Source organism: Dysgonomonas sp. PH5-45 (assembly GCF_029893235.1).
Lineage (GTDB): Bacteria > Bacteroidota > Bacteroidia > Bacteroidales > Dysgonomonadaceae > UBA1309.
Map to the genome: position 1 here is coordinate 1 of NZ_JARXWE010000015.1, position 26,446 is coordinate 26,446.

A 26,446-nucleotide genomic window follows, 5' to 3' on the forward strand; every position below is an offset into this window, starting at 1 on the left:
TTAGTTATCGCTTTTTAATCGACTTATAGTCGACACTCACACGAATTTTATTCGTAATCTAACCTATGGATTTCCAATCCATAGTCGTTAAGTTTAATAATGTCCAACATGAATATCCCGATAATGACTAATGCTATCCCAAGCCACATTCCCCCAACATTCTGCAAAAGTTTAGCTACCTGAAACTGACTTGCTCCAAAATAGAAAATCAAACCAAGTGCCGTATAGGTAAACATTCTGCCGAGTGTATAGAATACGCCATTAAACATTACTCTTCGCTTATCGCCTATATCTTTACTAAGATAAGCGGTAGCTGTAATGTTGGTTGCCAATGGGCAAGGACTGATTGCAGTCATTAAGCCCAAAAGAAACGCCGTTAGTAATGGAAAGTTAGAGCCATCCACAAGATTCTGTAAAAACTCCATCATAATCTTTTATTGACTTCGGTTTTGATCAGGTCAGTGAGGTTTTCGGGAGTATTCAAAGCGTTGGCAAATGCCTTGTCGGTAATATCTATGGAATTATCCCCTTTGGCAATAATAAGGGCATTCCATGTTACTTCATATTTTTCTACGAGTGAAGCATTTTGTTTTTCATCGGTTTTTACTTCAATGAATTTCACGTGTGGATTGTCTGCATAAAGTTCTTTTATTGTCTTCTCTGTTACATCGCCTACCGCAATACAGGTTTTACAGCGTTGTTTACCGTGGAAATAGTAAACGTTCACCACAGAAGCATCCGCTACTTGCTCTTTAGCTTGCGTTTCAGTGGCTTGTCCGTTGTTTTTTTGTGCATTACCACCACAGGCTACCAGCAATATGGCAAAAAGCCCGATTAAAATACTTTTTTTCATACAATGTGTTTTTATTAGTTTGTACTATGTTTATTTATAATATTTCTTCCGAAGCCAAAAAGCCAAGTTCACTAACAGGATTAATACCGGGACTTCGACCAATGGCCCGACTACTCCGGCAAAGGCTTGTCCGCTATGTAATCCGAATACGCCGATTGCCACTGCGATAGCCAGTTCAAAGTTGTTTCCGGTTGCAGTGAAAGCAATAGAAGCATTTTTATCATAAGAAGCCCCCATAAACTTACCTGCGAAGAAACTAAGCAGGAACATCACGACAAAGTAGATAAGCAACGGTATGGCTATCCGAACCACATCCATTGGTATTTGTACAATCAATTCACCTTTCAGGCTGAACATAAGAACGATTGTAAATAACAGTGCAATTAAGGTTATCGGGGATATTTTCGGGATAAACTTTTCCTTATACCATTGTTCTCCTTTCAATTTCACTAATATAAGTCGGCTCAATATTCCCATTAAGAAAGGAATACCTAAATATATAGCAACCGTTTCGGCAATCGTACCGATGGAAATATCAACGATAGCCCCTTCAAACCCGAAAAGGGGAGGAAGTTTCGTAATAAACAACCAAGCATAGAAACTGTAAAAGAATACCTGAAAGATACTGTTCAGGGCTACTAAACCTGCACCGTATTCCGTATTTCCTTCCGCAAGGTCATTCCACACAAGCACCATTGCTATACATCTCGCTAATCCGATAAGGATTACACCTACCATGTATTCAGGGTAATCGTGTAAGAAGATGATGGCAAGTACAAACATTAATATCGGCCCGATAATCCAATTCAGGATTAACGAAACTGATAATATTTTTACGTCCTTAAAAACCTTCGGTAATTGTTTATAATCGACTTTTGCCAATGGCGGATACATCATTAAGATTAAACCGATGGCTAAAGGGATGTTTGTAGTTCCACTGGATAATGAATCTATTGTAGTGCTGAAAGATGGGAAAAAGTAACCCAGCCCAACCCCGATAGCCATTGCCAGGAATATCCAAAGAGTGAGATTCTTATCTAAAAAACTCATTTTCTTCTTACTCATTGCCTTTTATTTTTTCTATGTATAATTTATAAAATGCTTCTTTTATTTCATCCCGTACCCGGATATATTCCGAATGGATAAATTCTGGTGACCCTTTTGCTTCTGACGGATCTTCAAATCCTATGTGCAAACGGTTTTTCACTTTACCGAAAAAAGTAGGACAGTTTTCATTTGCCCCACCACAAACCGTAATGACATAATCCCATTCTTCATTCAGATACTTATCTACACTATCGGAAGTATGGCTGGATATATCTACTCCGGCTTCTTTCATTACTTCTATGGCTTTGGGATTAACCTTTCCGCTTGCATTTGTCCCTGCAGAGAATACTTTTAATGCAGGGTCGAAAGATTGCAGGAAGCCATGTGCCATTTGGCTACGGCAACTATTGCCTGTACAAAGAATTAAAACTTTTTGTGCATTCATATCAAAACATTATTAACAGCATCCGGAACTACAATCGCAAGCACTTTCAGGTTTTACACCTGTTACTGTAATAGAGAATATCTTTGAATTATTCTCCTTGTATTCATGGAATGATTTTTCATCAAGATGCTCTTTTAGGATATCATCAGGGACAACGATAGGTTTTTCCCTTTGTATTTTCACCTGTAAAAAACCTGCACTGAAAATCTTAACCATATATTGTTCTTTAGGAATTGCTCCTGCAATGCATCCGGCGTATAATTCTGCTACTTGTTTGATGGATTCAGGTAATTCACCTTCTAAAACCACATCCGAGATGCAGAAATGCCCACCGGGTTTTAAAACCCTGAAAATTTCATGGAAGATTTTATCTTTGGTTGGTAATAGGTTTAATACGCAGTTACTTATTACAACGTCAACGGAATTACCACCAATAGGCATATCTTCTATTTCACCTTTGCGGAAAGTGACATTTGTAAAACCTCTCTTTTGTGCGTTATTTCTTGCCTTTTCTATCATAGCATCTGTAAAATCAATACCGATGATTTTCCCTGTTTCTCCGACTTCAGCGCGGGCTACAAAACAATCATTTCCTGCCCCGGAACCTAAATCCACAACAAAATCGCCTTTTTTTAATCCGGCAAAAGCTGTAGGAAGTCCACATCCCAGACCTAAATCAGCATCTGCTTCATAGCCGTCAAGCTGACTGTAATCCTCATTCATAATGTTATACACATTATCAGAGGAACAGCATCCAGAGCCACAACAAGACGACTGGTTATCATTTTGTAAAGCAAGTGCGCTGTATTTTTGCTTTACCATTTCTTTAATTTCTTTATTTTCCATATATAATAATAAGTTTATCAAAAATTCAATTCGCTTTAAAGCGAATTGTCTGTAGGTTCGCAAACATACGAACTTTAAAGATAAAAAATTATGTATTACAACAATTGTCTGATATTTCTACTTCAGTCAATAAAGCTTCAAATAATCTTTTCGCTAAAGACCAGTTTTTCTGATTAATGCAATACTTAACAGATGGCAATGTAATTTCACCTTGTATCAAACCGGCATCTTTTAATTCATTCAAATGTTGCGATAAAGTGCTTTTCGCTACTGGTAACACTTCAGACATATCTCCATGATAACAACATTCTTGACTTGCTAACAATTGCAGAATAGCAATCCGTACAGGATGCGAAAGGGCTTTGGCGAAACGTGCCATTTGCACCTGCTCAACCGTATATCTTTTCTTCACTTTTTCCATCTTCTTCATTTTATAGTTCGCAAATATACGAATAGTTTTTTAATTCGCAAATATACGAACAGTTTTTTCAGACAACAAACTGATTAGTATAATTTGAGTTGTATAGTTCATTATTCTTTATTACGGCAAACATGCGGGCTACGAGTTTGGCTCTGATAGCATTTAGTACTGACATTTTATTTTTGCCCTCAGCAACTTTTCTATCGTAATATACCCTTAATCCACTATTCTTATTTTGAATAGCAGATAAGGCTGCTAAATGGAGTAAAGATTTTATACTTTTATTTGCTCTATGGGAAACCCGATTTTTAGAATGCTGACTACTTCCTGATGAATAACTGAATGGAGCAACACCCGCATGGCAACAGAATTTACGACTATCTGTAAATCGTGTAAAGCCTTGTGTTTCCAGTATCATTTTTAAAGAAGTTTTTTTACCTATTCCTTCAATGCTCAATAATAATTTCATCTGATGAGATAATAAAGCATCCTTTGCTACAATATCCTCAATCTCCGCTTCAATATTAGCTATTGCTTTATCTAATTCTTTAATAAGCAGAGATAATCTCTTTGACTTCAATTTATAGACTCTATCAGGCATATATTCTTTTTGATCTGATAATTGAGCTTGGTATTTAGCTCTATCAACACATAGCATATTTAATTCTGTTGTTAATAGCTTTATTGATTCAACACTTATAGTTGGGTGGTTATATATTTTAAGTTTATCTATATAACGATAGGCATATAAAGCAATACGCTTTGCATCTACGGGATCATTTTTTCCTCGTTGCAACCCTGAACTGTATTTTATTTGAGTAGGATCTTCTAACCAAAGTTTATAGTTTCCGGCTTGACAAGAGATTGTTAAAGGATAAATATATAATCCTGTAAATTCAGCACATACTACTATTTGTTCTGCATCTATATTTTGTTCTGCACAAATTACAGATAAGTAGTCCTCGATACTCTTTTGATGATTTGAAATAACATCTTGTTTCACCACCACACCATTACTCAGGAGGCAACAATCCAAGTTCTTTTTACTCACATCAATTCCAATAAAATAATAGTTTCCCATAATAAAGTGATTTAATGATTTATAATTTGGAAAGGCATTTGAATATATCCTAAAAACCTTAAATATCTTTCAGATAAAATTCTTATATAGGTCTAATCCAAGACAAATAACAAGTTCGTTATAGTAACATAAGTTATTCCTATTTTCCATGCTGATTTACTTGTTATTTTCCTTTCTTCTTAATTCATAACGTAAATCATTAAATATTCTTGAAATTAAATGAATAAAATGAGTCCCAAATAGTAACATAGACTTTACATTTCTCTTTTTCCATACGGTTCACTCATTATAGTTTATAAAATAATTACAATGCAAACCTAAGGTTTTCCATGAGTAAAAGTAATCTAACGGAAGAAAAAGTAACAAAAAGCCTTTTAAACCTATTTGTTTTCATACATTTGAACAAATAGGTATTTTTGTCTTGAAATCTCAATAATATGCCTGTAAAAATAGAAAAATGGGTAGTTGCCCAAAAAAAACATAAATTGTCAGATAAGCACGTCCAGATGGCTCGTGAGTTGGGACTAAATCCCGATAAATTAGGTAAAATAGATAACCATAAACAGGAAACATGGAAAGTTCCGTTACCCCAGTTTATCGAAGATATATATATCAAACGGTTTAAACGGGAAGAACCTGTTACTGTTCGCTCTCTGAATGACATTATCGCAGATGACAAAGCAAAAAAAGAAAAGAAGAAAAAAGAGAAAGCTAAAAAGCGTGCTTTACGAGAACAAACCGATAGTAGCGAAAATAAATACATAGAATAATCTACAAATTCCACTATGGAAAGTAAATTGTAGATTAACAGATATTTAAAAAGTTAAATGAAATCATCTATGATATATATAAATTCTCTACTTTTGCATAAAAAGCGATAAGCATGAAGGTTGAACATATAACATATAAAGGCTCTACACTTGTTAGAGATACTGATGATATTACAGAGGAAACAATAAATTTACTCAAACCCTTTGAGGACATTAATAAGGAAAAGAGCAAATTGAAATTTCCTTTAACTAATTTGGAAGTCGTTACTACCATAGCCAGCAACGTTGCTATTTTTAACTTTGAAAAAAATAATATCCCTTTGTATATGAACTTTTGCTGTTTTGAAGCAAAAGACGCATCTATGGTATTGGAACTGGTTGATAATTTTATAGAGAAAAGAGGATTTGAGAAATTGACTACTACCCCCAAAGAAAGCTCTTTTATATATACAGTTCCTTGCTATCCTTCCGCTTCGCTTACAAGCGGAGAAGAAGAAATGATAATGGGCGAAGTGGAACTATACATATATTATTCCTTATATCTCAACGATTACCGAAAAAAAACAAATAACACACATTCTGCTGACACTACATCAAAAGAAAAAATAAAATACGAGGTGGGTAAGAGATTCCCTGATGAAAGATATTTGAATCAAATAGAAACAACTGCTGCTATTATTAATACAGCATTTTTTGATGTTTTTTGCAGTTTCCATGAACCAACGACAGAAGAAATAAGACTATTCCGAAAGGGGAAATTAGATGTTTACTTATATGAAAACTCTAACATTCCATTTCTGATTTTTGACATGGGTTTTTCTTTTGAAGTGAGTATTGATGTAACTAAAATTCCAGAGGAAAAACAAGACGATTGGTTAAATTCAGAAGCAAATATAATAACAATGTTTCTTGTGGATGCCGGAACCGGAATCATGCAGGGAATAAGAACAATAAGTATTCCCCCCAATTTTGCAGAAAAAATTAGGGATATATCGGAAAAGCAGTTACAGGAGGACATAAATGTAGAACAAGCAATAGATCAGATAACGGAACAACTTTCAACAGAGCAAATGATGAAGAAATCAACTCTAAAATATACCGTGAAATAAAAAACAAAAGAAGCATTAAAGTTAAATTTAATGCTTCTTTTGTTTTATCGAGGTCTGTCAAAATCATTTTCCATTTCCCACCTGATCCAATCCTCCAGAGAATCAAATTCGTGAGGCATCTTGTCCAATGAATGCCTGTCAATCTTCAGTTCCTTTTGTTTCTCTCTGTAATGTCTGTCTAATTCCTGCACCTTCCTTTGGTATTCCTTTTCCATTTGCCGACTATCAATTATCCACCAAGTTGTAAAGCCTACCACGAACAGGATAAATACAGAAACGAAAAGTATCTCCCCTTTTGAAATGTAGCCCATAGCCCGCAAATCCTCAAACACAAATTTCTTATACTCAATATAGTCTTTTACTTTAGTATAGATTGTCTTTATTTCCATAAACGGGGTTTATTATGGGTAACTGAAAACATATTAAAATAGGTTCTCTCCGGCTTTTCCTTAGATAACAAATGAACAAAGCCCGTGCGGGTTACAATCTCCACATAAACCTCTGTTTCGTCCAGATGTACTATGTCTTCAAATCGAATACAATCCCGTGTACTGACTAATTCTTTTTTCCCTTTCATTGCTTCATAGACATACTCATAGTCAGGAAAAATAAATAGTGATTCTTTAATCGAAATTCTGTGTAATACCAGTATAGGACGGATTTTATCACAAACAGTAAACTTATTTACAGGTGATTGCCTTTTAAGGTAAAGTTTAGAAATGGCTTTTTGTGCAAAATTCATGATCTCTCTGTAATATTATGTTAGTACCAAAAAACAGGCGCAAGAATTACTAAATATCGGCTTTGAGGTACCGCCAAGCACCCACTCACTCAATAGATAATAACCTCACGCCCTTGCCGGTATATGCGAGTAACATATATACAGACTGACGGAAGCTAACATCCATTACCATGTGAGTGAGTTCTAAAATATTTGGCGGTTTTCAAAACCTCACTATAATGCTGCTATTTCCTATGTAAGAACCATCCGATGACTGGCATCGTTATAAATGATCCTGTGTGCAAAAATACACAAAAACAATGGAATATTACTGATTTTGAAAACATAAATCAATAGCACGCCACTGTAAACTATCCTATTTGCTTGTTGATTTCTCGCTTGAATGTAAACGGACGAGCGATAAAAGGATAGCTACTGATAGCACCGCCAGTCGTTACTGTAATAGTTCCAAAATTAAATATACGTCCCAACACGTTCTGGCTTACATGCAATCCTTCGCATTTAGCCAGGACAAGTTCGACCGTTCTGCGGCTTATTACACCCGTTTTCAAAATTACTCGTTTATTAGTAACGGCATAAATCGAACCAACCTTTATCAAAACACGCTGTACAAGGGAAACCAACCCCAAGAACAGCAATGTTACACCTAAATAGCGTGTCATCCGGGCATCATCAAGATAACACATATAGCCAATACCCAACAATATAGCGGGTTGGAGAAAAAGAAATATATGTATTTTTGCCCTGTATTTTATTTCTTCTCCGGGCTGTAAATATGTAGATAAAAAGTTCATATTTTTGTTTTTTAGATTTTCCGCCCTTTCCCTTTTCGGTCTGGCTTTTTATTGATTTGGATAGAGTTTTTTTGTTTTTCTGCGGTAGTTTGTTCCACAGATTTGACATTTAGGTTTTTGCTCTTTGCATCATACCTTAATTCTCCAATTTTCACAAAACCATTAGATGTTTGTATATCCTTAACTCTAATAGATTCTCCATTATATAGCTGCTTATGCTGATCGTATGATAAGGGCTTATTTATTATATTTTCCACTCTTTTGTGGAATGTATAAATGTTATCGCCCTTGCTAATCTCTTCTGGAATATTGATGTTATATCCCTCAATAGCTTTTTTAGTAAATAAAATCATATCAGCAGTCCTCATATTAGAAGGAACCCAACCTAATGAACTGGGATCACTCTTAACGGCTGTTTCAGCAACTTCGGGTGTCCAAGCCTTTTGCGGTATAACGTGAAAACTTCTACCGCTCTTTTGTAAAGCATCTTTTGCTATTTCCGGTGTGATTAAATCATGACTAACAATATGTAACAACAAATCCACTTTTTCGGGATTAGTATGAGCTTTAAATACTTCCAGCAACATTTGAGATGATGTAACAGAATTAACAACAGAGAAATCGTTTTTATCTTTCCCGAAAGTATTGTCCAAAGCAATCCGACACAATTCATCGGTTCGGTCTTCATAAGGAATACCTATTAAGTTTTTCGGATTATCTTTTACCATTTTTCGATATTGTTCTTCCCCTTTCATTTCATCCAAAATATACGGAATGGCATAAGGACTGCTTTTTATAGCTAACTCACATAATTCTTTTGTTTTTTGGCTTTCTGGAATATGTGCCAAGTATGATCCGTCACGTTTTACAGCAGCTTCGCATAATTGTTTATCCTTAAATTGGATGGGGATATTGTAAAACAACTCTGGTTGTTTCTCAAAAATTTTATATGCCAAATCCTGTTTTATATAATCAGGCTTCATATTCTCCAAAAATTCTTTCGTAGTGGAGTAATCTTTGCATTGTTCATTGAAAACCTTTAGATGAATATCCTCAAACGGTATAAATGACAATATACGGGGATGACTGGCTGTATTTACCGCTTCCAGACAAACTTCATGTGTTAGTTTATCCGCAGGGAAATACTGTATTGCAAAAGCGTCTTTCTTTAAAGCCTGATTACATAGTTCCGTAGTTTTCATTTCATCGGGAACATATCTCAGGCTATGAAAGGTCGAATTAATTGCAGCCTCGCATAATTCCATCGTTTTATCTTTGTCAGGAATATTATATAGCCGCATACCATCACCTTTAACAGCCTCCATTCTTAACTCATAAGAATGAAGATGTTCCGGAATAAAGCCTAATACTCCCGGTTCATCCTTAACACCATACATGGCCATCTCCGCAGTCATAATTTGCGGATTGATGAAGCCGTATATATCCATCATATTAACCATAGAATTTTCATATAGCTTTATCCCATGCATACAAACGTCTGGATAAGGGATGAAAGCTAACACTTCGATACCCTCTCCCGTAATATCATAAGCGGAATGAAGGGCTCTTCGGCACATTTGTTCTGTTTTCATTTCTTCAGGAACAAACTGTAATGCCCAGCCGCTATTCTCCACAGCAACATTACATAGATCGGATGTTTTCATATTATCAGGTATGTACTCCAATGTTAAACCATCACCTTGAAGTGCCTTTTTCATAAGTTTTTCATTCAGAATATTTTCAGGCACATACCTTATATTATCGGGATCAACTTCAATGGCAGCCAGAGAAACACTTTCAGTTCGTCTATCTCCGGGTAGTGTCATAAATCTGTCTTTATCCTTACTGACAAATTCAGCATCTTGTTTTTCTTGTGGATTCATTTTTATTTATTTTTCGTTGTTATAATTTCAAAAAGGCAATAACACCATTTTTGGGGATTCAGATAGCGCTTACCTTTTCTTACTTCGTAATGCAGATGGCTACCTGTCGATACTCCTGTATTGCCTACACAGGCAATCTGTTGGGTTATACTTACCGAATCCCCTGCATTTACCATCGTCTTACTCAAATGGGCATAAAATGAATGGAAACCGCCTGCGTGTTCAATCTCAATGTAGTTCCCATATCCCGAACAAAAACCCTTGCGAACTACTATCCCGTTACCAGTGGCATAGACTGGGGTACCTTTGATTTTAGGAATATCAATCCCGGTATGAAATTTTTGTATTTTATAAACAGGATGATAACGCCTACCAAAGCCCGATGAAATATATAGCGGTTTTTTTATTGGAAAAATCACAGGATAGTCGGATAACTCATCAATAGACATTTGCAAAGAATCCGCTATCTGTTGGAACTCATTTATAGAATAGGCAGATTTCGTACAGTCTTCTATTTCCGATTTTCTGTTTAGAGAATCAAACGGCTGCCCCCATAAAGGCAAATGCAGCAAAACGGTGACGAATATTAGTAGGTATTTCATAATCAATCTGTAAAAACAGTAAGTACCCGAAATAATCCGGGTACTTTACTTATTCAACTTCCTCACCCCACAGATCTACGTCTGTCGGTGCATTATTCAACGAATGGGCTATCCATAGCCAGCAGAGGACGTTTAACACGATATAGCTGCATATAATCATGGACTGATACTTTTAGTAAATCATCATCTTCTTCATCATCCCCCTTGTCATTCTGCCAACTAAATGTTTTTTGCACGACCTGACCGAATGAATCTTCGATATATACGTCGATAACCTGCTGATCCGTACTGTGTGATGTATAATAGAGCCGGAATGTCGTTTTATTCAACGGATATAGGTCATTCGGTAGAAATACCGTTCCGTCATCCATCCGCAGTTCTCCTTTTCCATCACTTTGAAAATACCTGATAAAGAACCGGGCGTTATCATAGTCACCTTCCTTTACCAGTTGGCATCGAATCTCCGCACTCTCGCCCTGAACGATTTTTTTCTGGACGGGCATAGTAACAAGATCAAATGAATAAGCCTGCTGAATATCCAAATCGTCACTACAGGCACAGACTATTGCCGATAGCAATAGCGTGTATAAAAAATATGCTAAAAACTTTTTCATGTTTTTTTATTTTAAAATATTTATTGTTTTGTCATTTTATCAAAGACAGCATCAATACCTCTAACCTCTTCCTTGAAATCAGCAATAATATTATACTTGTCTATTTCCAGTTCTATTCTATCTTCTCCAATATTAAGGAGCATACGAGTTTTATCACTGTCATTAAAAACGTAGTTTACTTCCTTCGCTATTTTTTCAAAATCGTCTTTTGAAATAAACCATTTTAATGTGAAACCAACCCCCGCTGACAAAGCAGACATATTATACATATTCACAGGGACAGTATCATCCTGCGATAAATGTTCATTATTCCAGAATCTTAAAAATTCTAAGAGGTTATCTGATGTTGTTGCTATCATTTCTTCTCAAAGTTTAGTTTATTATAAATTTTAACCCTAATCCGTACTGGAAATGAAAATGCCCTGTTGATGTTCCCCACAATATCCGTTCACGGGCAGTCAGGAGCAATACAACACGGTCTGATAAATAGGTTTCCATTTCCAACGTAATAGCACCCCCATAAATGAACCGGTCTTTATTCCGGAGTGTGGAACCGTCAAAAAGTGTTTTTTCTCCCCAGTTGCTTGTTTCATATCCGGCAAGAGCAGATCCGCCCAAAGAAAAAAGGACTACTTTATTATGGTCGGAAAGAAATTTCAGGTAATAACCACCCTCTCCAGTGAACTGGCTGACAGGTATTCTGTCATCTTTATAAGGGTAATATTTATTCAGGAACTCGGCACCGAATACCCACTTATTTGCATGTTTGGTATAGGTGGCCATCGACAACCCGAAATAATAGCCCAGTTCATTCTTTTTGTCTGACAAATGGAATCCATCTACCATTCCACCAGTTACCTGTATGCCTTGCATACCGGGCAAACAACGCTGTGCGTGTGCTTGGTCTGCAAAGACCAGGCACAGCACAAACGTTAGTATAAGTAATAGCCGTTTCATGGTTATTTAACTTTCAATTCGTTGATAACTTTCGCCCTTATCAGGTCGGCATTTTCGACAACAAAACTTTGATGCCGTCCGCCCTCTTTTTCGTTCAGTTCGATGATAAGGTGCTTATCATCCGGTATCGTAAACTTCGGCAAAGTGAAAATCACACGTTCTGTCCGTTTTCCACCTATCAATGTCAGGTTATTATGCGCCCGGAGTGGTACAATTACCTGTTCCTGAATGGCTGTACGTTTCGCCAGTTTTTTATCTACAATCTTGAAAGTGATAAAATCTACATCAAACGGCACATTGGATGAGTTTTTGAGTTGCATGTGGAAATAAAGCAATCCGTTATGCGTGTAAATTCCTTTGAGTGTGTACTGAATACCGAAACGTTTGGAACCGATGTGCTTTATTTCCCTGTCATCATTTTTATAGATAGATTTCATTATCAGTTTAACCAGTAACGGCGATTCGCTACCCAATTCCCTCATGTAAATCTCCATAGCGTTATTTGGTCTGTTCACGGCTTCTCCATCATGGATAAAGTCGGTCATTTCGACACTCAATTTCACCGGTTCATCGGCATATTTAACATTAAAGGTATAGTATGCGCCATCGTCGGTAATGACCGCCAAATTGCTTTCACGAGAGAAGTCCCGGAGAGCAGCTTTTACACGCAATACGTTTTCCGCTCCAGCAGCTTTGGCTGCCAACAGGTCGGCAGAACCCAAATCGACATATCTTATAGCAGACGGGAAAATGATATGCACTGTCTTTGAGAATGTAACCTCCAGTGCGTACGGTGGTATCATCCGGTTAAAGGTTAGCGGTCTGGTCAGACCGTCAAAATAATCTCCGGTAGAGGGAGAAATATTTGCTGTTTGCTGTTTTTCTACGCTCTGTTTTTCAACATCCTGAGCGTTCGCTGTGAATACGCACCCGATAATAGCGAGTGCAAAAAGAATTTGTTTCATACGAAAAATTGTTTTAATTGTTAATTACTAAATACTATTGGATTTTTTTAGTGGTAGGCTTACGCCCTGTTTTATACCTTTGGAAGAAGTAATACCTGATGATTAGCTTTCAATGTTACTTCCACTTTACGCATTTTTTTACTGACGTATTGCGACAATCCCTGAATGGCGCTTCGCCCCAAATCGGCGGCAAGCTGTGAACCTGCGTCGTCTGTTATGGTAATGCTACTGCCCATCGACGTACCCATGTTGGCTGCAATTTCTTTAGCTGCGTTCATTTCATCCGAACCCGGAGCCGAAAATCCCCGCAATCCGTCTAAATCGTAAACATCCATTTCAACAGGTATCACATTATCTGCATACTGTATAGAAATGATTGTTACCTGAAGCCGCTCCCCGCTAATCTTCGCACTTCCTGTCAGAATAGTATTAGCAGGAATCAGAATATTTCCGGCTCTCATAGGCTCCAGTAAACGCAGTTGCATTTCTTTCCCATCGGAAAGTTTTATAGTCTGGCACACACAAGCCTTGATACCGTTTTTCTCCCTTACGCCTTCCTGTCCGGCAGCCGTGATAAATCCCATGTTACGGGGCTTGCTGTATTGCTCCAGAAACTCGTCATTATCCATTGGAGCTGCCAAAAGCGAAACAACACTGTGATGTACCTGTGACACAGGCTTCGGGGTTACTTTCTCACGCAGGTTGATTGTGTTATCCCCATTTTGTTGCTGCTGTCCGTCAGGCGTTACCTGTCCCTGTGCATTGGGCGTGTATTTGGCTGCAATCTGATAAGATTTTTCTATCAGTTCCAGTTGTTTATCCTCCGCACTTTTCGCAGCTTCGGCTTCTTCCAGTTTACGCTCCAATTCCTGCATACGCCGATCCAAAGCAAGCTGCTGTTCATCGGCTCCGCTTGCGGGTTGTTCATACCAACTGTTTAACTGGCGGTTTACATCCTGATAAGCATGGGCTGAAGATTGGATAGGAGAAGCCGCACTACGGGAGTTATCGGGAGAATCGGGAGTAACAGGAGCCGTGCGCACCTGTTTTTCGTAATCTTCCTGCGTTTTGCGGTCTTCATCTTCACCGAGCGAAAATGCAAAGTCTTGTAAACTACGCCTTTTATTTTCTTCTTTGTTACGCATGGCTTCCTGTTCGTAAGCTGTCCGCTTATCCCCTACAATACCTTCGTCTTTAGGGATGGGTAGTTCAGGGTTAAACCCGTCGGGTTGCTTTTCATCCTTTCCGCCGGAGGGCGCAAAGATGAGCCACATAGCCCCGATGAACAGCAAGACAAACAAGGGATAGACAAGCATCTTTTTCCGCTTCTGAATCTCCTGCGGCGTAAGCTCTTTTTTAGGCTTACTCTCTTTCTTTTTTTCAGTAACTTCCGGTTTCGGTTCGTTACCTTCGTTTTCCTTACTCATAATCAAATCTGTTTATTTGGTTGATACTATCTGCTTTCTGCTGATACTCCAGTTCCAGTTGCTTGATATGGTCTATCTGCATTTCCTGACCGCTTTTCTTTCCCATATTATATATGGAAGAAACCGTCATGTAGATGGAACCTGCGCCAAACACGAAAAGCATTACAAGGATTATAATAATCCGTCCGTCGGGCGTTATCTGCCCTAACAATGACCGCAGACCGTCTTCCATCCAGTCCCTTACGGCTGTAAGTTTTTTCTTTATCATGGCTTATCGGTCTATTGTTCTTAAATCCCTGTTTTCTATTATCTCAAAGCGTTCCATAGTGAACCCATGAGGATTATTGTCGCTTCTGACAGAGTTTATCAGGTCGCAGCGTGTAACAAGGCTTCGCTCCGTTACATTACTTGCCCTGATAATCATTTGCCGGGCGTAGGTCATTACCTTATAGGGATAAACATCGAGATTACATGCCACAGAATCAATCTGAATAATCTGATTGATATTACCCGACACAATGCGGTTGTAGTAACCTTTTTCCGACATATCCTGATAATAGCGGAAAGCACTTTTGTCCACCAGAAAGAGTGCCCTGTTGATGTTTGATTCAATGGCGCTTTTATCCGGTGATAAGGTAAAGAACAGTTCGTGAAATCGCTTGATATGCTCCCTTGCTTCAACAGGACGGTTTTGAGATAAGTCCTGTGAAAGAGCCAACATAAGCGATTTTCCTTCATCCAATACATAGATTTTCTGCCGTTGTGCTTCCGCAAAGCTGAATGAGTTCCAGACTGCATATCCGGTAATTCCTGCACACAGCACCACAAACACAATGGCGATAATCCTTATTTGCTTGAAACTTGTTTCAATATTTTTTAAACTTTTGAACTCCATGTTTTTAATTACATTTATTGGTTATTTACCAAGCAAACGACCGCCAACGTTTCCGGCTACTGATCCCGCAACGCCTCCGGCAATTCCACCTGCTTTACTTGCTGTTTTGTTTACTGCGCTTCCGTATGCACCCGCTCCACCTGATTGAATAATCCATCCGGCTACGGTCGGGATAGTGAAGTATCCGATAATTCCGATAATCAAGAATACGATATACACACCATTCGAGCCGTCGGGAATATAGTTCGGATCTTGCAACAAGGCTATATCCTGTTCAAGCATCAAAGTCTGTATGCGTGCCAGTACGGAAGAAAAAATGTCAGAAATAGGAAGCCACAGATATACGCTTATATAGCGTGTAAGCCACTGGGTGAGCGTTGCCTGAAACCCGTCATAAATGGAAAAGGCAAACGCAATAGGCCCCAGTATGGCTAACACGACAAGGAAAAATGTGCGTATCGTATCAATGACCAATGCGGAAGCATTGAACAGCAGTTCAAAGAAATCCCTGATTACCTGCCGGAACCATGCCTTGATATCATACCAAAGGCGTTCTCCCCACATACTGATAATTTCAGGCGTATCGGTAATACCGAGGTCTTTCATTTTTTGATCGTACACTTTATCATCGACAAGCCACGCTTTACCCTCACGGACACGGGCTTCGTACTCCAGATTATCTTTCTGTTGCTGATAGGCTTTCATATCCATTGTCTGCGATTCCAAAATGCTATGAGTACCTGTAACAATGGGACTCATAACCGCATTGATAGTTCCCAAAACCAGTGTAGGGAAAAACATTATACAAAGCCCTATCGCAAAAGGACGGAGAAGCGGAAACACATCAATAGGCTCCGCACGGCTTAACGCCTGCCATACCCTGTATGCTACATAAAAGAGTGCGCCCAATCCTGCCAACCCCTTTGCAACCCCAATCATGTTGCTGCAAAGAGGTATCATGTCTTGGTACAGATTCGCAAGAATCTGATGTAAGTTGTCAAAATTCATAACTGACTACATTTGTTTGATTACCAATATCTTTCGGCAGGACTACCGTAAAGAGATAATACCCTGTCCGTATCGCCTTTTTCTTTGGCACGGATATACGAAACCGATATACTCTTTTGGGTATAATACTTAGTCAGGTTACGATAGTCCAACATCTTAGTATAAATGTCATCTATCGCATCCATCCGTTCTTTATCGGACAGGGAAAGCCCGTTGCTTCCGGTAACTACGTTTTTCAAATCCGTTACCAACGCTCCCCCTTCCTCCAGTAGTTTGGCATAGCCTGTTGAGATTGCCGCCAGTTCATTCGGGGTAAAATTGGGATCACCCACCATTTTATTAAATCCGTTCACGTAGATGTCCGTAATTTCGCTGACCATTGAAATCGTCTTTTGTACCTTACGGGCATCTTTAATCAGATTGTGGACAGACTTCAAAGCGTCGTAGTATTCCTTTCCCTGATTGTAGATTTTGATACTTTCTTGCAGGTTTTTTATCATATTACCTGCCGTGGATGTACCTTGTATCGCACTTGTGATATTTTGCACAAGATTGGTCGGATCGGTTACAACCCACTGCGCTTTCGCCTGAAATGAGAACATAGAAAGTGCCACTATCAGGCACATAAATATTCGTTTCATACTTTTTATTTTTTAATGATTATTGATTTTGTGTACCTTAATCGTACACCCTTTTGTATTCGCCTTCGGTAGTAAGCAGAAGCATATCCCGCTCATCATCGTAGGCAATGCGAATCATACCGTAGAAATAGAAAAAGGTAATCCCCCAGCTCTGGCACAAAGGGACGGTAAACGCCGTGTTTTGTTTGTAAATAAACTTCAACCGGAACCGACTACCGTCATGGAATATTTTAAGTCCGGGGGAACCGCAAAGGCTTTCCCATGTCCCGCATATCTCTCTCATCGGGAAATGGGTATGAAGTTGCGGTGCCGCAAACGGCTTACTGTTTTTTCTTTTCATGGCATCTATCCTCCGTACTCCTGTCGCTTGCTTTCAGCAATCTGCTTAATCGCCAGTTCCATATTTCCATCCAGTTTTTCAGCCAGTTGCATCACTTCCATTTTCTCCGATTCTTCGGTTGTATAGGTGTAATATTCTTCCAGACTTACTTCTGTGGCATATACGGCACTTTGTACACCTCCTAACCCAAACCAGACTTCCTTGTATTTACGACTGGGTACATTGGACATATTGATAGAGAGTACCTGCGATTTTTCCTTTTCGGTCAATCCCAACAACGCCTGAATACTGTCAAATTTGTTCATGTATTTTCTTTGGTCGAGCAAAATTTTACAGTCGCTATTGTTGATAATACTCTCTTTCACAATAGGAGAAGCGATAATATCATCGACCTCCTGTGTAACGACAATCGCCTCTCCGAAGAATTTCCTCACAGTCTTAAAAAGATACTTAATGTACTCTGCCATACCCTCTTTAGCGATTGCCTTCCATGCTTCTTCAATCAATATCATCTTACGGATGCCCTGCAAACGGCGCATTTTGTTGATGAACACTTCCATGATTATGATCGTTACGACGGGAAATAGGATTTTATGGTCTTTTATCGCATCTATCTCAAAGACAATGAAGCGTTTAGATAATAAATCCAGTTGCTTATCCGAGTTCAACAGGAAGTCGTATTCACCCCCGCGATAGTACGGCTCCAGTACATTCAGGAAATTCGCTATATCGAAGTCCTTTTCACGTACTTTCTTTTCTTCCAGTACCTTTTTGTAGTCATCACGGACAAACTCATAGAATGTGTTGAAAGACGGTATCAGTTTTTTATCGGTTTTCAACTTTTCTATATACTGGCTGACTGCATTGGAGAGGGCAACTTCTTCCGCCCGTGAAGGCGGCTCATTATCCCTTTTCCACAGGGTAAGGATCAGCGTTTTTATACTCTCACGCTTTTCAATATCGAAAACATTATCATCCGTGTAAAAAGGATTGAAAGCAATCGGATTTTGTTCCGTGTAAGTAAAATATACTCCATCCTGACCACCTGTGCGCTTGTTGATTAGGTTGCATAATCCCTGATAAGAGTTTCCTGTGTCCACCAAAACGATATGCGTACCCTGTTCGTAGTATTGGCGCACCATGTGATTTGTAAAGAAAGATTTGCCACTTCCCGACGGCCCAAGAATGAATTTATTCCTATTTGTAATAATTCCTTTTTTCATGGGCAAGTCGGAAATATCCACATGGAGTGGCTTACCTGAAACCCTGTCCGCCATTTTGATACCGAACGGACTGGGTGAACTCCGGTAGTTTGTTTCTTCCGTGAAAAAGCACAAGGCAGGTTCGATAAATGTATAGAACGCTTCTTCCGCAGGAAAATCCCCACTATTACCCGGCATTCCTGCCCAGTACAAAGTAGCGGCATCCACAGTATTGTGTCTGGGCTTACATTCCATAAGAGCCAACTGGCTACCTACGTCATTGCGGATATGTTTTAGTTCTTCCACATCATCACTCCACGCTATCACGTTGAAATGCGCCCTGATGGAAGTCAGCCCGAAGCTATGCGCTTCGTTTAGATACTGGTCGATCCACTCCTTATTTATTTGATTTCCACGACTGTACTTTGAAAGCGACTGCATATTCCTTGCACTCTTTTCAAACTTCCGAAGATTCTCCGCACTATCCTCAATAAATAAATACTGGTTGTAGATATGGTCGCATGAGAGAAGTAATCCTACCGGAGAAGCGAACGACAAACGGCAATCACTTCTATCGGTCGATAGTTTTTCATACCGCATATCCGTTCCAATACGTCCGGGCAGATCTTCTGCATCCGAAAGCGTATGCAGGCAAATATGTTTACTACCTACCCGAAGTCCGTCGGCACCCAGTTCCATATCCTGCAAGCAGGTGGTATCATCGAGCGACAAGGCGAAATACTTTTCAATAAGCCCTGCCTTTTCATCCGTTCCTGTAATCTCATCCGAACTGATACGGGTAAGCGTAATAAATCCGCTATCATTCATTATCCGTTCAAATTGCCCGACAGCTTCCAGAAACTTCACACTCGTATCCTTATTGACTTCTTTAGGAATAATGTTCCCACGACAAAGCGATGAGAAGTTGCTTTGCATTCTCATTCGCTCTTTCGTTGTTTTAGTCAGGAACAGGAAACATGAGTGATTCAGGAAAGGACGTTCGTTGAAGTGCTTTTCAAAACTGCGGGATAAGAAACTCATATCATCCTTATCAGTCTGTGGTTTGTAGGTTTCACGCACAAACCAATCTTGTTTATGCACCACACTGTATTCAGGAAGGACTTTTACTGCTTTCGTCCAGGACGAGTGTATCGCTTCATATTCCGTATTGGTTACTGTAAACAATTCCGGCAGCTCCACATAATAAGCGACCGTAATATCCGCATCCTTTGAAATGATGCAGTCATGTTCGACAGCCAGTAACGGGAACTTGTTTTCAATGGTAGATGCCTTCATTATATTACGCATATCCTACCTCCTTTCTTTTCCGTTTGAACAGGCGGTGCGGAGTTTTCCTGTTTATCAAATAGCGGGGATGCTGTTTTACAGCCATGACTTTCATTAAGCCATGTTCCCCGTATTTTGTATTCAGGTTAAAGGTCATCCATACCAATACCGATGCAGCGATTACACCGAAGCCGATACACACCCACTGATCCACGCCTGCCATATACATAATGACAAAGACAATGAATACGGCAAGCAAGCCTGCGGCAAATATGAAAAGGTATTGTGATTTTAAACCTTTGAACTCCACGCTTTTGCCTATCCCTTTGTTAATATTAAACTCCATAACTCTTATCTGTATGAAGCTGATTAAAGGAAGAAGGAGCGCAGGATGGTAGCGGCAACTATAAGAAATATACAGGCACCGAACCACGACGCGGCCGTTTTCGATGTATCGGGATCGCCGGAACTGAATTTTCCGTACACCTTTACACCCCCAATCAAACCGACGACCGCACCTATGGCGTATATCAATTTTGTCCCCGGATCGAAATAGCTCGTTACCATGTTCGTGGCCTCGGTAATGCCGCCAATTCCGTTACCTTGTGCGAATGCACTTGAAACAGCAGCCAGAATAAAAGCTGCCGACATTAGAAATTTTTTCTTTGTCATAATGAGAAATTGTTTAAAAAATGGTATCGGGGTGGATAGTCCCGATACCGGGTTGATAAATCTTGTTACTATTGAATTTTTTAGTGGTTGATAGCGCGAAAGCTATCCGTAATCTCTTTCTTTCATCTTTCTTTGTTTTACATTATTATTAATACTTTTCGCACTATGCGAAATCTCTGATATTAAAATTGTCGGGAGCCTTTTTGCCGTTTCCGGCAGTTCCGGCTTCCTTGTCTTTCCGCTCATAAAAAGCCGAAAGGCTTTCAGCCATAAGGTCGGTAACGATTCGCTTTGCATCGGGCTTACCAGAAACCACCTGTTCAAACATATCAGTCTGCCGTATCTCCAGTAAAGTATCGCCCGCTTTTCGTTTTTGCTCCGGCGTTGCTTCATTCGTCCGGTTTACAGTGCGGACTGCATTACCCAGATCATCGAACTGAATACCTGAAGCGAGTACGGCTTGTGCCGTTCCTTCCACTTCTTCCGTTTCTTCTTCGTCTTCCGGCGCATCTTCGTTTTCGTCCGTCATTTCATATTCGAGCGGATAATCTATATCCATAGGCTCGTTTTCTTCATCCGGTGGAGTGTCGGAAAACGCTTCTTCCAATTCCTCCGGCGGCACTTCCGCTGATGGCTTTACCTCGTTAGGCGAAGCAAATATATCGGGATTTTCAGCCTGATTTTCAGATTTTAGCGAGGTGGCAGTGAGTGGCTCCGATTTGGCAGCGAGTGGCGTCGATGCGCTTAAATCAAATGTGCTTTTCCCGACAATATTTTCCTTCAAACGACCTGCTTCATGAATGGAGCTACCCTGACCGATAATGTTCTTTTTTCGTCTTTTTCCTGCTCTTGCCCACAAGAAATAAATTCCGACAAAAAGGGCATACAGGATAACTACGGTTATAAATATCTTTTCCATCCTTACTTTTTAGGGTTTAGGTAATCATCATTGTTATTCTTCTTATACTGTTCTGAAATCTCATCCTGAAAGGTTTCAAAATGATGCTTCAGGACATTGTCTATGTAACTGAATATGGTTACTTCATTTTTTCCTATAACCCCTACAATCTTTGAAATCCGGTTATGGTATTCCTTACGGATACTTACTAATTTTCCGTTTCTTGTCGGGATACCTGCATTGACAAGAAACTGTTTCTTATAGCCGGAAGATTCGGGTTTCGTTTTATCACCCGGAACGACTATCATTTCTATTTCAGGAGCCGTTTTTTCTTCGTATTCTTTCCGCATACGTTTCTTATAGCGAATAGCTTTCGGCAGAATAATTGCCGCCAGTATCACCAATCCCCAGAGGACAATTCCTATTATTGCCTTATCTCCGCTATCTATTAAAAATGGACTGACTATCATAATTTGATTGTTTTATTGTTAGAAAATTCCTTCGTTGTTTTTATTGTACAATTCCGTTATCTCATCCTGATAAGCAGCAAAATGTTGGGACAGTACATTATCTATATAGCTGAATAAAGACACCTGATTTTTACCGATGACCTGAACGATCTTCATAATCTTTTCATGGTGGTCTTTGCGTATGTAAACAGATTTTCCGGTACGTGCCGTAATGCCGACTTCCTGAATAAACAGGCTTTCGTAATCAGGAGATTTACTGCGTTTCCGTTTGGTTTCCTCACGGGGGGATTCTTCCTGAATAACTTCCGTTTTTTCAGGTTCCACGCTTTCCGCTTCCTGTTCCTGTTTCTTTTCGTGTTCAGGAACTAATGCTCTGGGTATGGAACTCGGATTATTCCGGCGTTCCTTATTCTTGAATGAGGATATGACAAAACTGGCATCAATCTCATTCAGGTTTACTTCTTCTTTCTTTTTCGCCATAATCGGTTATTTTAAAGTTTCCAACATTTCATCTATCAGGGCATCGAGGTTACTGCCTCTTACCAATGCTTTGTCCGCAGGGAACAGTGTAGAGCGGAACAGGGCTTTGTGGTTTACCGACTGCTCCCGGCGGAACCGCTTACTGTCGGGCAGGAATGTTTTGAAAAGCGGGAAACCCAGTTTATCAATCACATCTTCATACACTTCGTAGAGTTCGGTTTTCTCCCGACCATCAACGAGATTCCAAAGCAGGTACAGCCCTTTGATTTTTGCTTTGCCGGGCGTAATCAGGGCATCATTGACCGTAATCACATATTGCAGGGTGCTTTCCAGTACCAACCTGTCAGCACTGATCGGAGCAATAATGTAATCCATGAGTGAAAGCGTGTGTACAACTGCCGGATTGTTGATTGTTCCGGGCAGGTCGAAAAATACGAAGTCAGGCTGCAATACTTCAATAACTTCCTGTGCATCTTCCATAGCATTTTCTGGGCTGCTTTCGATAACTTCATAAGCCTTTTTACCCAATGCAGAAAACTGTTCGTAAGCCATGAGCTTGTAATGGTCATCATCCATCGACATTTTTATATCACGCTCACGCATTTCCGCAATCGAGTGTTGTGGAAAGTCGCAATCAATCACGGCTACGTTATAGCCTTTCACATAGTGCAAGTAAGAAGCAACCAACACCGTAAGAGTTGTTTTTCCGGCTCCCCCCTTTTGGGTACTGAAAGCCACGTTCAAAGTTTTCTTTTCCATTGTCTGAAATTTTTAATTATTATACATCGTTTGTATCTCTGTCCGGTTGAACAACCGTCTGTCTGTTCAGCCATACGTTTGATTAGTTATCCGTTCATCTGTCCGTCCGTTTGACCGTTTAGCCATTTGGCTGTTTGTCTGTCCGTCTGTTTAGCCGTTGGAACGTTTAGCCGTTTAGCCAGTCATTTGTTTGTTCAGCCATTTGTTTAGCTATTAATCCGGCTGTATCTCCATATAGCCGACTGTATGTTTTTATATCCGTACAGCTATTCATTTAGCTATCCGGCTGTCTGTTCATACAGTCATTTTCTCTGCAAATAAAAACCTATTTATTAGCAGAATCATCACTTTTTCACGAGGTGGCAGTGAGTGGCGTCGATTTGGCAGCGAGTGGCTTCGCTGCTTGGAATACAGCACGTTACTTTAGCCTATAACTTTGCTGCATGAAATGTCGGGAGATATCCGACCGCCATTTTCGCTCGTTTACTCGCATTCATATCTGTCCCTGTTCAGGACAGATTTTATTTGCGTCATGGCAAATAGCAAGCTGTGTTTTTTGCTGCACGAAACAAGTTCTGCTGCAAAAAACGCTTGCCCCTCCGGGGGGGCGCAACCTCCGAAGTCGGTTGCTTATAATGAATCATTCGGGCGATGATTGTTAAGGCGGCAAGGGTGCCTAACGACGGATTATACCACTAAAAAATCCGACGTATGAATGAAAAAGCAAAGAATCTCCCCAAAAGGGGAAAAGGGGGTAGAAACCCCAAGAATGATCCGGCGAATTACCGTTATTCGGTAAACTTCACCGCAGTAGAACATGCCCGGTTCCTCACCATGTTTGAGCAATCAGGGCTACAATCGAAGGCTCGTTTTATCGCTGCCCGTGTTTTCGGGGACGAGTTTCGAGTGGTAAAAATCGACCGTTCCGCTATGGAATACGTTACTAAACTCACATCTTTTTACGCACAATTCCGTTCCGTTGGGACGAATTACAATCAGGTTGTAAAGGAATTGCATACCAATTTTTCAGAAAAGAAAGCACTTGCTTTGCTCTATAAATTGGAAAAGGCAACGGTAGAACTGGCAGAAACGGGGAAAAAAATTCTGGAATTATCGGAAGAATTTAAGGAACAATGGTTGCAAAAATAAACATCGGTAGTAACCTGTACGGTGCATTGACGTACAATCAGGAAAAGGTTGATAAAGGTCTGGGAAAGATATTAGGTGCGAATCTTGTGTTTGAACCTGCCGATGGACACTTCAACGTTATTGATTGTATTGAGGACTTCATGCAGTTTATCCCGTCGCACTTCCGTACCGAACAACACGTTTTCCATGTATCCCTGAATCCACATGAGGATGATGTTTTGACAGATGACCAACTGGTAGATATCGGAAGGGAATACATGAAACGATTGGGGTATGGCGATCAACCTTATCTGATATTCAAGCATGAGGACATTGAGCGGGAGCATATGCACATTGTATCGCTTCGGGTAAAAAGCGACGGAAAAAAGGTTTATGATGGAAAAGAACATGAACGAAGTAAGGCTATAACAGAAGATTTGGAACGGGAATATAACTTGCATCCGGCAGAAGGACAAAAGCAGGGTGAACAATGGGAACTAACCCCTGTCGATTTTTCAAAGGGAAACCTTAAAAAGCAGATTGCATCCGTTATCAAACCGCTGGCTTCTATGTATCACTTTCAAAGCATGGGAGAATATAAAGCCGTCCTTTCCTTATATAATATAAATGTTGAGGAACTGAAAGGCGAGGCAAAAGGAAAGCCTTATCGGGGATTGCTTTATTCCGCTTTGGATAGTGAGGGCAACAAGGTCGGCAATCCGCTAAAGTCTTCCATATTCGGGAAGTCAGTCGGTTACGATGGACTGGAAAAGCGTATGGAGAAATCTGCCGAACGCATCAAAACTAAAAACCTGAAGACACATACATTAAAAGCGGTATCGGAAGCCAAGCAGGGCAGCCAAAGTGAGAGCGAGTTCCGAGCGAAGCTAAGGCAGCAGGGTATTGATGTTCTGTTTAGGCGGAATGATGAAGGACGGATATATGGCGCTACATTCATAGACCATACTACCCGCACCATACTGAACGGTTCCCGATTGGGTAAAGAGTATTCCGCTAATGTTTTCAATGACCTGTACGGTGGAAAACAGGAACAAGCACAAGAGCCAGTCAAAGACACACGCCTTTCTGATGTTTACAATAATATTCAGCCAGGCACGCACCATGATAACAGTTACACTTCGGATAGTGTAACCGGTGGGCTTTTCTCAATTCTTAATCCGGAGCCGGAGAACCATCCTAAAGAAGAAATGCCATTACCACGTCGTAAGAAAAAAAAGAAGCGCAGGTATGGCAGGCAGATGTAATAAAATATAGGTTTTGTTTGTCATTTCACCTATACGATAAAAGACGGAATCAGGTTATTGATTTCGTCTTTTATAATTAATAACTTGCCCATTAGGATGTTGAATCAACAAAGTTATTGTCTGTAATTAACTATATTTATTCTGGATCTGCCGTGTGTTGCTTTTTTTTATAGTCAATTAAATCTTTACCCGAACCTTTCATCAGATCAATAGCCCATTTTGTTATTACTACCGAGCTTATTATACCACTCAAACAATCTAACCAATATATCTGCCAAAACATTCCGATAGTTAGGGCAATAATAGCGGTTATACTTGTTAATCCGTCAGCCAATACATGTAGGTATGCCGAGTGGATATTATGGTCACGATGCTCATGATCGTGATGCAGGAATACTGCACTTAGAGCATTTACAATCAATCCAACAATGGCAACGATAATAGCTTCCTTGAAAAATATATCTACTGGATTCATTAACCTTTGTACGGATTCAACTGCCATCAATACAGCTACAATCAGCAATGCTACGGCACTCGTATAGCCGGATAAAGCCAATAGTTTCCCTTTATTGAATGAGTGATTTTCTGTTTGTGAATACTTACGGGCTGCATAGTAAGCAACCCATGTCAGACCTAAAGCAAGTACATGGGAAGCCATGTGCCAGCCGTCAGCTAATAATGCCATTGAGTTAGTCCAGTACCCGAAGCTAATTTCTACTACCATTGTTGCGGCTGTCAGCAAAACAACCCATTTGGTTTTCTGTTCGTTGGTATGTGTATGATTTTTAGTATGCGGATGATTATTCTCCGCATGATTATGTTTATCTCCCATGATGATTAATATT

General features: G+C 39.7%; 33 protein-coding genes and 1 pseudogene. 4 read left to right on the forward strand and 30 right to left on the reverse strand.

What is annotated here, in order from left to right; genetic code table 11:
• Nucleotides 1–47: 47 nt before the first annotated feature.
• From M2132_RS06910 to M2132_RS06940, 7 genes are all read right to left on the reverse strand, one after another.
• Nucleotides 48–428 (reverse strand): sulfite exporter TauE/SafE family protein, encoded by a 381-nt coding sequence (locus tag M2132_RS06910; RefSeq protein ID WP_280672666.1) that lies wholly within the window; start codon nucleotides 426–428, stop codon nucleotides 48–50.
• Nucleotides 425–853, reverse strand: coding sequence for a nitrophenyl compound nitroreductase subunit ArsF family protein (locus M2132_RS06915; RefSeq protein WP_129733301.1), 429 nt, complete (start codon nucleotides 851–853; stop codon nucleotides 425–427). Before M2132_RS06915 ends, M2132_RS06910 begins: the two co-directional genes overlap by 4 nt.
• Before the next feature lie 30 nt (nucleotides 854–883).
• The gene (gene arsB / locus M2132_RS06920) at nucleotides 884–1,918 is read right to left on the reverse strand and encodes an ACR3 family arsenite efflux transporter (protein ID WP_129733302.1); all 1,035 of its coding nucleotides are present in this window, start codon (nucleotides 1,916–1,918) and stop codon (nucleotides 884–886) included.
• Nucleotides 1,911–2,345 (reverse strand): arsenate reductase ArsC, encoded by a 435-nt coding sequence (locus M2132_RS06925; RefSeq protein WP_129733303.1) that lies wholly within the window; start codon nucleotides 2,343–2,345, stop codon nucleotides 1,911–1,913. The genes arsB and M2132_RS06925 overlap by 8 nt, the downstream gene beginning before the upstream one ends.
• Nucleotides 2,346–2,357: 12 nt before the next feature.
• The gene (gene arsM / locus M2132_RS06930; RefSeq protein ID WP_129733304.1) at nucleotides 2,358–3,191 is read right to left on the reverse strand and encodes an arsenite methyltransferase; all 834 of its coding nucleotides are present in this window, start codon (nucleotides 3,189–3,191) and stop codon (nucleotides 2,358–2,360) included.
• An 88-nt stretch (nucleotides 3,192–3,279) separates the two neighbouring features.
• Nucleotides 3,280–3,612: a helix-turn-helix transcriptional regulator gene (locus tag M2132_RS06935; RefSeq protein WP_129733305.1), complete on the reverse strand. Its 333-nt coding sequence runs from the start codon at nucleotides 3,610–3,612 to the stop codon at nucleotides 3,280–3,282.
• A 67-nt stretch (nucleotides 3,613–3,679) separates the two neighbouring features.
• Nucleotides 3,680–4,693 (reverse strand): IS110 family transposase, encoded by a 1,014-nt coding sequence (locus M2132_RS06940; protein WP_129733306.1) that lies wholly within the window; start codon nucleotides 4,691–4,693, stop codon nucleotides 3,680–3,682.
• A gap of 437 nt (nucleotides 4,694–5,130) precedes the next feature.
• On the opposite strand from M2132_RS06940, the gene M2132_RS06945 reads away from it, so the two are divergent.
• The gene (locus M2132_RS06945; RefSeq protein WP_129733307.1) at nucleotides 5,131–5,463 is read left to right on the forward strand and encodes a hypothetical protein; all 333 of its coding nucleotides are present in this window, start codon (nucleotides 5,131–5,133) and stop codon (nucleotides 5,461–5,463) included.
• A gap of 113 nt (nucleotides 5,464–5,576) precedes the next feature.
• Complete coding sequence (locus M2132_RS06950; RefSeq protein ID WP_129733308.1) at nucleotides 5,577–6,572, forward strand: hypothetical protein; 996 nt, start codon at nucleotides 5,577–5,579, stop codon at nucleotides 6,570–6,572.
• Nucleotides 6,573–6,616: 44 nt separating this feature from the next.
• On the opposite strand, the gene M2132_RS06955 is transcribed toward M2132_RS06950, so the two are convergent.
• The 22 genes and pseudogenes from M2132_RS06955 to M2132_RS07060 all read right to left on the reverse strand — a co-directional run bounded on the left by M2132_RS06955 (nucleotide 6,617) and on the right by M2132_RS07060 (nucleotide 23,208).
• A complete protein-coding gene (locus M2132_RS06955) occupies nucleotides 6,617–6,961 on the reverse strand; it encodes a hypothetical protein (protein WP_129733309.1) in 345 nt (114 codons plus the stop codon).
• Nucleotides 6,952–7,314 (reverse strand): hypothetical protein, encoded by a 363-nt coding sequence (locus tag M2132_RS06960; RefSeq protein ID WP_129733310.1) that lies wholly within the window; start codon nucleotides 7,312–7,314, stop codon nucleotides 6,952–6,954. Before M2132_RS06960 ends, M2132_RS06955 begins: the two co-directional genes overlap by 10 nt.
• Before the next feature lie 350 nt (nucleotides 7,315–7,664).
• Nucleotides 7,665–8,108 carry a PH domain-containing protein gene (locus M2132_RS06965; RefSeq protein WP_129733311.1) on the reverse strand — a complete coding sequence of 148 codons (444 nt, stop codon included), beginning with the start codon at nucleotides 8,106–8,108 and terminating at the stop codon, nucleotides 7,665–7,667.
• An 11-nt stretch (nucleotides 8,109–8,119) separates the two neighbouring features.
• Nucleotides 8,120–9,991: a DUF4116 domain-containing protein gene (locus tag M2132_RS06970; RefSeq protein WP_129733312.1), complete on the reverse strand. Its 1,872-nt coding sequence runs from the start codon at nucleotides 9,989–9,991 to the stop codon at nucleotides 8,120–8,122.
• A 2-nt stretch (nucleotides 9,992–9,993) separates the two neighbouring features.
• Complete coding sequence (locus M2132_RS06975) at nucleotides 9,994–10,593, reverse strand: M23 family metallopeptidase (RefSeq protein WP_165359883.1); 600 nt, start codon at nucleotides 10,591–10,593, stop codon at nucleotides 9,994–9,996.
• Between the two features lie 185 nt (nucleotides 10,594–10,778).
• Nucleotides 10,779–11,207 (reverse strand): annotated as a pseudogene (locus M2132_RS06980) (DUF3872 domain-containing protein); the annotation flags it as partial.
• A gap of 20 nt (nucleotides 11,208–11,227) precedes the next feature.
• Nucleotides 11,228–11,566 carry a hypothetical protein gene (locus M2132_RS06985; protein WP_129733314.1) on the reverse strand — a complete coding sequence of 113 codons (339 nt, stop codon included), beginning with the start codon at nucleotides 11,564–11,566 and terminating at the stop codon, nucleotides 11,228–11,230.
• Between the two features lie 13 nt (nucleotides 11,567–11,579).
• On the reverse strand, nucleotides 11,580–12,164 hold the full coding sequence (locus M2132_RS06990) for a conjugal transfer protein TraO (protein WP_129733315.1): 585 nt from the start codon (nucleotides 12,162–12,164) through the stop codon (nucleotides 11,580–11,582).
• Between the two features lie 2 nt (nucleotides 12,165–12,166).
• Nucleotides 12,167–13,129 (reverse strand): conjugative transposon protein TraN, encoded by a 963-nt coding sequence (traN, locus tag M2132_RS06995; protein WP_129733316.1) that lies wholly within the window; start codon nucleotides 13,127–13,129, stop codon nucleotides 12,167–12,169.
• Between the two features lie 71 nt (nucleotides 13,130–13,200).
• Nucleotides 13,201–14,556 carry a conjugative transposon protein TraM gene (gene traM / locus M2132_RS07000; RefSeq protein WP_129733317.1) on the reverse strand — a complete coding sequence of 452 codons (1,356 nt, stop codon included), beginning with the start codon at nucleotides 14,554–14,556 and terminating at the stop codon, nucleotides 13,201–13,203.
• Nucleotides 14,549–14,824 (reverse strand): TraL conjugative transposon family protein, encoded by a 276-nt coding sequence (locus M2132_RS07005; RefSeq protein ID WP_129733318.1) that lies wholly within the window; start codon nucleotides 14,822–14,824, stop codon nucleotides 14,549–14,551. The genes traM and M2132_RS07005 overlap by 8 nt, the downstream gene beginning before the upstream one ends.
• Nucleotides 14,825–14,827: 3 nt before the next feature.
• The gene (traK, locus tag M2132_RS07010) at nucleotides 14,828–15,451 is read right to left on the reverse strand and encodes a conjugative transposon protein TraK (RefSeq protein ID WP_129733319.1); all 624 of its coding nucleotides are present in this window, start codon (nucleotides 15,449–15,451) and stop codon (nucleotides 14,828–14,830) included.
• Nucleotides 15,452–15,472: 21 nt separating this feature from the next.
• Nucleotides 15,473–16,459, reverse strand: coding sequence for a conjugative transposon protein TraJ (gene traJ, locus M2132_RS07015; RefSeq protein WP_129733320.1), 987 nt, complete (start codon nucleotides 16,457–16,459; stop codon nucleotides 15,473–15,475).
• A 20-nt stretch (nucleotides 16,460–16,479) separates the two neighbouring features.
• Entirely contained in the window at nucleotides 16,480–17,100 is a 621-nt protein-coding gene (locus tag M2132_RS07020) for a DUF4141 domain-containing protein (RefSeq protein WP_129733321.1), read from the reverse strand.
• Nucleotides 17,101–17,137: 37 nt separating this feature from the next.
• Nucleotides 17,138–17,440 carry a DUF3876 domain-containing protein gene (locus M2132_RS07025; protein WP_129733322.1) on the reverse strand — a complete coding sequence of 101 codons (303 nt, stop codon included), beginning with the start codon at nucleotides 17,438–17,440 and terminating at the stop codon, nucleotides 17,138–17,140.
• Nucleotides 17,441–17,445: 5 nt separating this feature from the next.
• On the reverse strand, nucleotides 17,446–19,950 hold the full coding sequence (locus M2132_RS07030; RefSeq protein WP_163218418.1) for a TraG family conjugative transposon ATPase: 2,505 nt from the start codon (nucleotides 19,948–19,950) through the stop codon (nucleotides 17,446–17,448).
• Nucleotides 19,943–20,275: a DUF4133 domain-containing protein gene (locus tag M2132_RS07035; protein ID WP_129733324.1), complete on the reverse strand. Its 333-nt coding sequence runs from the start codon at nucleotides 20,273–20,275 to the stop codon at nucleotides 19,943–19,945. The genes M2132_RS07030 and M2132_RS07035 overlap by 8 nt, the downstream gene beginning before the upstream one ends.
• 23 nt (nucleotides 20,276–20,298) lie before the next feature.
• Nucleotides 20,299–20,601, reverse strand: a complete 303-nt coding sequence (locus tag M2132_RS07040; protein ID WP_018075063.1) for a DUF4134 domain-containing protein — start codon at nucleotides 20,599–20,601, stop codon at nucleotides 20,299–20,301.
• 163 nt (nucleotides 20,602–20,764) lie between these two features.
• A complete protein-coding gene (locus M2132_RS07045) occupies nucleotides 20,765–21,520 on the reverse strand; it encodes a hypothetical protein (RefSeq protein ID WP_129733325.1) in 756 nt (251 codons plus the stop codon).
• 2 nt (nucleotides 21,521–21,522) lie between these two features.
• A complete protein-coding gene (locus M2132_RS07050; protein WP_129733326.1) occupies nucleotides 21,523–21,969 on the reverse strand; it encodes a DUF3408 domain-containing protein in 447 nt (148 codons plus the stop codon).
• 18 nt (nucleotides 21,970–21,987) lie between these two features.
• Nucleotides 21,988–22,449, reverse strand: coding sequence for a DUF3408 domain-containing protein (locus M2132_RS07055; RefSeq protein ID WP_129733327.1), 462 nt, complete (start codon nucleotides 22,447–22,449; stop codon nucleotides 21,988–21,990).
• Nucleotides 22,450–22,455: 6 nt separating this feature from the next.
• Nucleotides 22,456–23,208, reverse strand: a complete 753-nt coding sequence (locus tag M2132_RS07060; protein WP_129733328.1) for a ParA family protein — start codon at nucleotides 23,206–23,208, stop codon at nucleotides 22,456–22,458.
• A gap of 711 nt (nucleotides 23,209–23,919) precedes the next feature.
• On the opposite strand from M2132_RS07060, the gene mobA reads away from it, so the two are divergent.
• Nucleotides 23,920–24,357, forward strand: coding sequence for a conjugal transfer protein MobA (gene mobA, locus M2132_RS07065; protein WP_129733329.1), 438 nt, complete (start codon nucleotides 23,920–23,922; stop codon nucleotides 24,355–24,357).
• Nucleotides 24,342–25,601, forward strand: coding sequence for a conjugal transfer protein MobB (mobB, locus tag M2132_RS07070; protein WP_129733330.1), 1,260 nt, complete (start codon nucleotides 24,342–24,344; stop codon nucleotides 25,599–25,601). Before mobA ends, mobB begins: the two co-directional genes overlap by 16 nt.
• A gap of 136 nt (nucleotides 25,602–25,737) precedes the next feature.
• Here mobB and M2132_RS07075 read toward each other — a convergent pair whose 3' ends face one another.
• A complete protein-coding gene (locus tag M2132_RS07075; RefSeq protein WP_129733331.1) occupies nucleotides 25,738–26,433 on the reverse strand; it encodes a cation diffusion facilitator family transporter in 696 nt (231 codons plus the stop codon).
• Nucleotides 26,434–26,446: the final 13 nt, after the last annotated feature.

Coding starts and splice junctions, on each gene's coding strand:
- M2132_RS07005 (WP_129733318.1), bottom strand. CDS start 14,824: ATGATAAAGAAAAAACTTACAGCCGTAAGGGACTGGATGGAAGACGGT.
- M2132_RS06925 (WP_129733303.1), bottom strand. CDS start 2,345: ATGAATGCACAAAAAGTTTTAATTCTTTGTACAGGCAATAGTTGCCGT.
- traJ (WP_129733320.1), bottom strand. CDS start 16,459: ATGAATTTTGACAACTTACATCAGATTCTTGCGAATCTGTACCAAGAC.
- mobA (WP_129733329.1), top strand. CDS start 23,920: ATGAATGAAAAAGCAAAGAATCTCCCCAAAAGGGGAAAAGGGGGTAGA.
- arsM (WP_129733304.1), bottom strand. CDS start 3,191: ATGGAAAATAAAGAAATTAAAGAAATGGTAAAGCAAAAATACAGCGCA.
- M2132_RS07055 (WP_129733327.1), bottom strand. CDS start 22,449: ATGGCGAAAAAGAAAGAAGAAGTAAACCTGAATGAGATTGATGCCAGT.
- arsB (WP_129733302.1), bottom strand. CDS start 1,918: ATGAGTAAGAAGAAAATGAGTTTTTTAGATAAGAATCTCACTCTTTGG.
- M2132_RS07075 (WP_129733331.1), bottom strand. CDS start 26,433: ATGGGAGATAAACATAATCATGCGGAGAATAATCATCCGCATACTAAA.
- M2132_RS07045 (WP_129733325.1), bottom strand. CDS start 21,520: ATGGAAAAGATATTTATAACCGTAGTTATCCTGTATGCCCTTTTTGTC.
- M2132_RS06945 (WP_129733307.1), top strand. CDS start 5,131: ATGCCTGTAAAAATAGAAAAATGGGTAGTTGCCCAAAAAAAACATAAA.
- M2132_RS07020 (WP_129733321.1), bottom strand. CDS start 17,100: ATGAAACGAATATTTATGTGCCTGATAGTGGCACTTTCTATGTTCTCA.
- traN (WP_129733316.1), bottom strand. CDS start 13,129: ATGAAACAAATTCTTTTTGCACTCGCTATTATCGGGTGCGTATTCACA.
- M2132_RS07060 (WP_129733328.1), bottom strand. CDS start 23,208: ATGGAAAAGAAAACTTTGAACGTGGCTTTCAGTACCCAAAAGGGGGGA.
- M2132_RS06985 (WP_129733314.1), bottom strand. CDS start 11,566: ATGATAGCAACAACATCAGATAACCTCTTAGAATTTTTAAGATTCTGG.
- M2132_RS07040 (WP_018075063.1), bottom strand. CDS start 20,601: ATGACAAAGAAAAAATTTCTAATGTCGGCAGCTTTTATTCTGGCTGCT.
- M2132_RS06915 (WP_129733301.1), bottom strand. CDS start 853: ATGAAAAAAAGTATTTTAATCGGGCTTTTTGCCATATTGCTGGTAGCC.
- traK (WP_129733319.1), bottom strand. CDS start 15,451: ATGGAGTTCAAAAGTTTAAAAAATATTGAAACAAGTTTCAAGCAAATA.
- M2132_RS06970 (WP_129733312.1), bottom strand. CDS start 9,991: ATGAATCCACAAGAAAAACAAGATGCTGAATTTGTCAGTAAGGATAAA.
- M2132_RS06990 (WP_129733315.1), bottom strand. CDS start 12,164: ATGAAACGGCTATTACTTATACTAACGTTTGTGCTGTGCCTGGTCTTT.
- M2132_RS07050 (WP_129733326.1), bottom strand. CDS start 21,969: ATGATAGTCAGTCCATTTTTAATAGATAGCGGAGATAAGGCAATAATA.
- M2132_RS06955 (WP_129733309.1), bottom strand. CDS start 6,961: ATGGAAATAAAGACAATCTATACTAAAGTAAAAGACTATATTGAGTAT.
- M2132_RS06965 (WP_129733311.1), bottom strand. CDS start 8,108: ATGAACTTTTTATCTACATATTTACAGCCCGGAGAAGAAATAAAATAC.
- M2132_RS06940 (WP_129733306.1), bottom strand. CDS start 4,693: ATGGGAAACTATTATTTTATTGGAATTGATGTGAGTAAAAAGAACTTG.
- M2132_RS06960 (WP_129733310.1), bottom strand. CDS start 7,314: ATGAATTTTGCACAAAAAGCCATTTCTAAACTTTACCTTAAAAGGCAA.
- mobB (WP_129733330.1), top strand. CDS start 24,342: ATGGTTGCAAAAATAAACATCGGTAGTAACCTGTACGGTGCATTGACG.
- M2132_RS07025 (WP_129733322.1), bottom strand. CDS start 17,440: ATGAAAAGAAAAAACAGTAAGCCGTTTGCGGCACCGCAACTTCATACC.
- M2132_RS06910 (WP_280672666.1), bottom strand. CDS start 428: ATGATGGAGTTTTTACAGAATCTTGTGGATGGCTCTAACTTTCCATTA.
- M2132_RS06935 (WP_129733305.1), bottom strand. CDS start 3,612: ATGGAAAAAGTGAAGAAAAGATATACGGTTGAGCAGGTGCAAATGGCA.
- M2132_RS07035 (WP_129733324.1), bottom strand. CDS start 20,275: ATGGAGTTTAATATTAACAAAGGGATAGGCAAAAGCGTGGAGTTCAAA.
- traM (WP_129733317.1), bottom strand. CDS start 14,556: ATGAGTAAGGAAAACGAAGGTAACGAACCGAAACCGGAAGTTACTGAA.
- M2132_RS06975 (WP_165359883.1), bottom strand. CDS start 10,593: ATGAAATACCTACTAATATTCGTCACCGTTTTGCTGCATTTGCCTTTA.
- M2132_RS07030 (WP_163218418.1), bottom strand. CDS start 19,950: ATGCGTAATATAATGAAGGCATCTACCATTGAAAACAAGTTCCCGTTA.
- M2132_RS06950 (WP_129733308.1), top strand. CDS start 5,577: ATGAAGGTTGAACATATAACATATAAAGGCTCTACACTTGTTAGAGAT.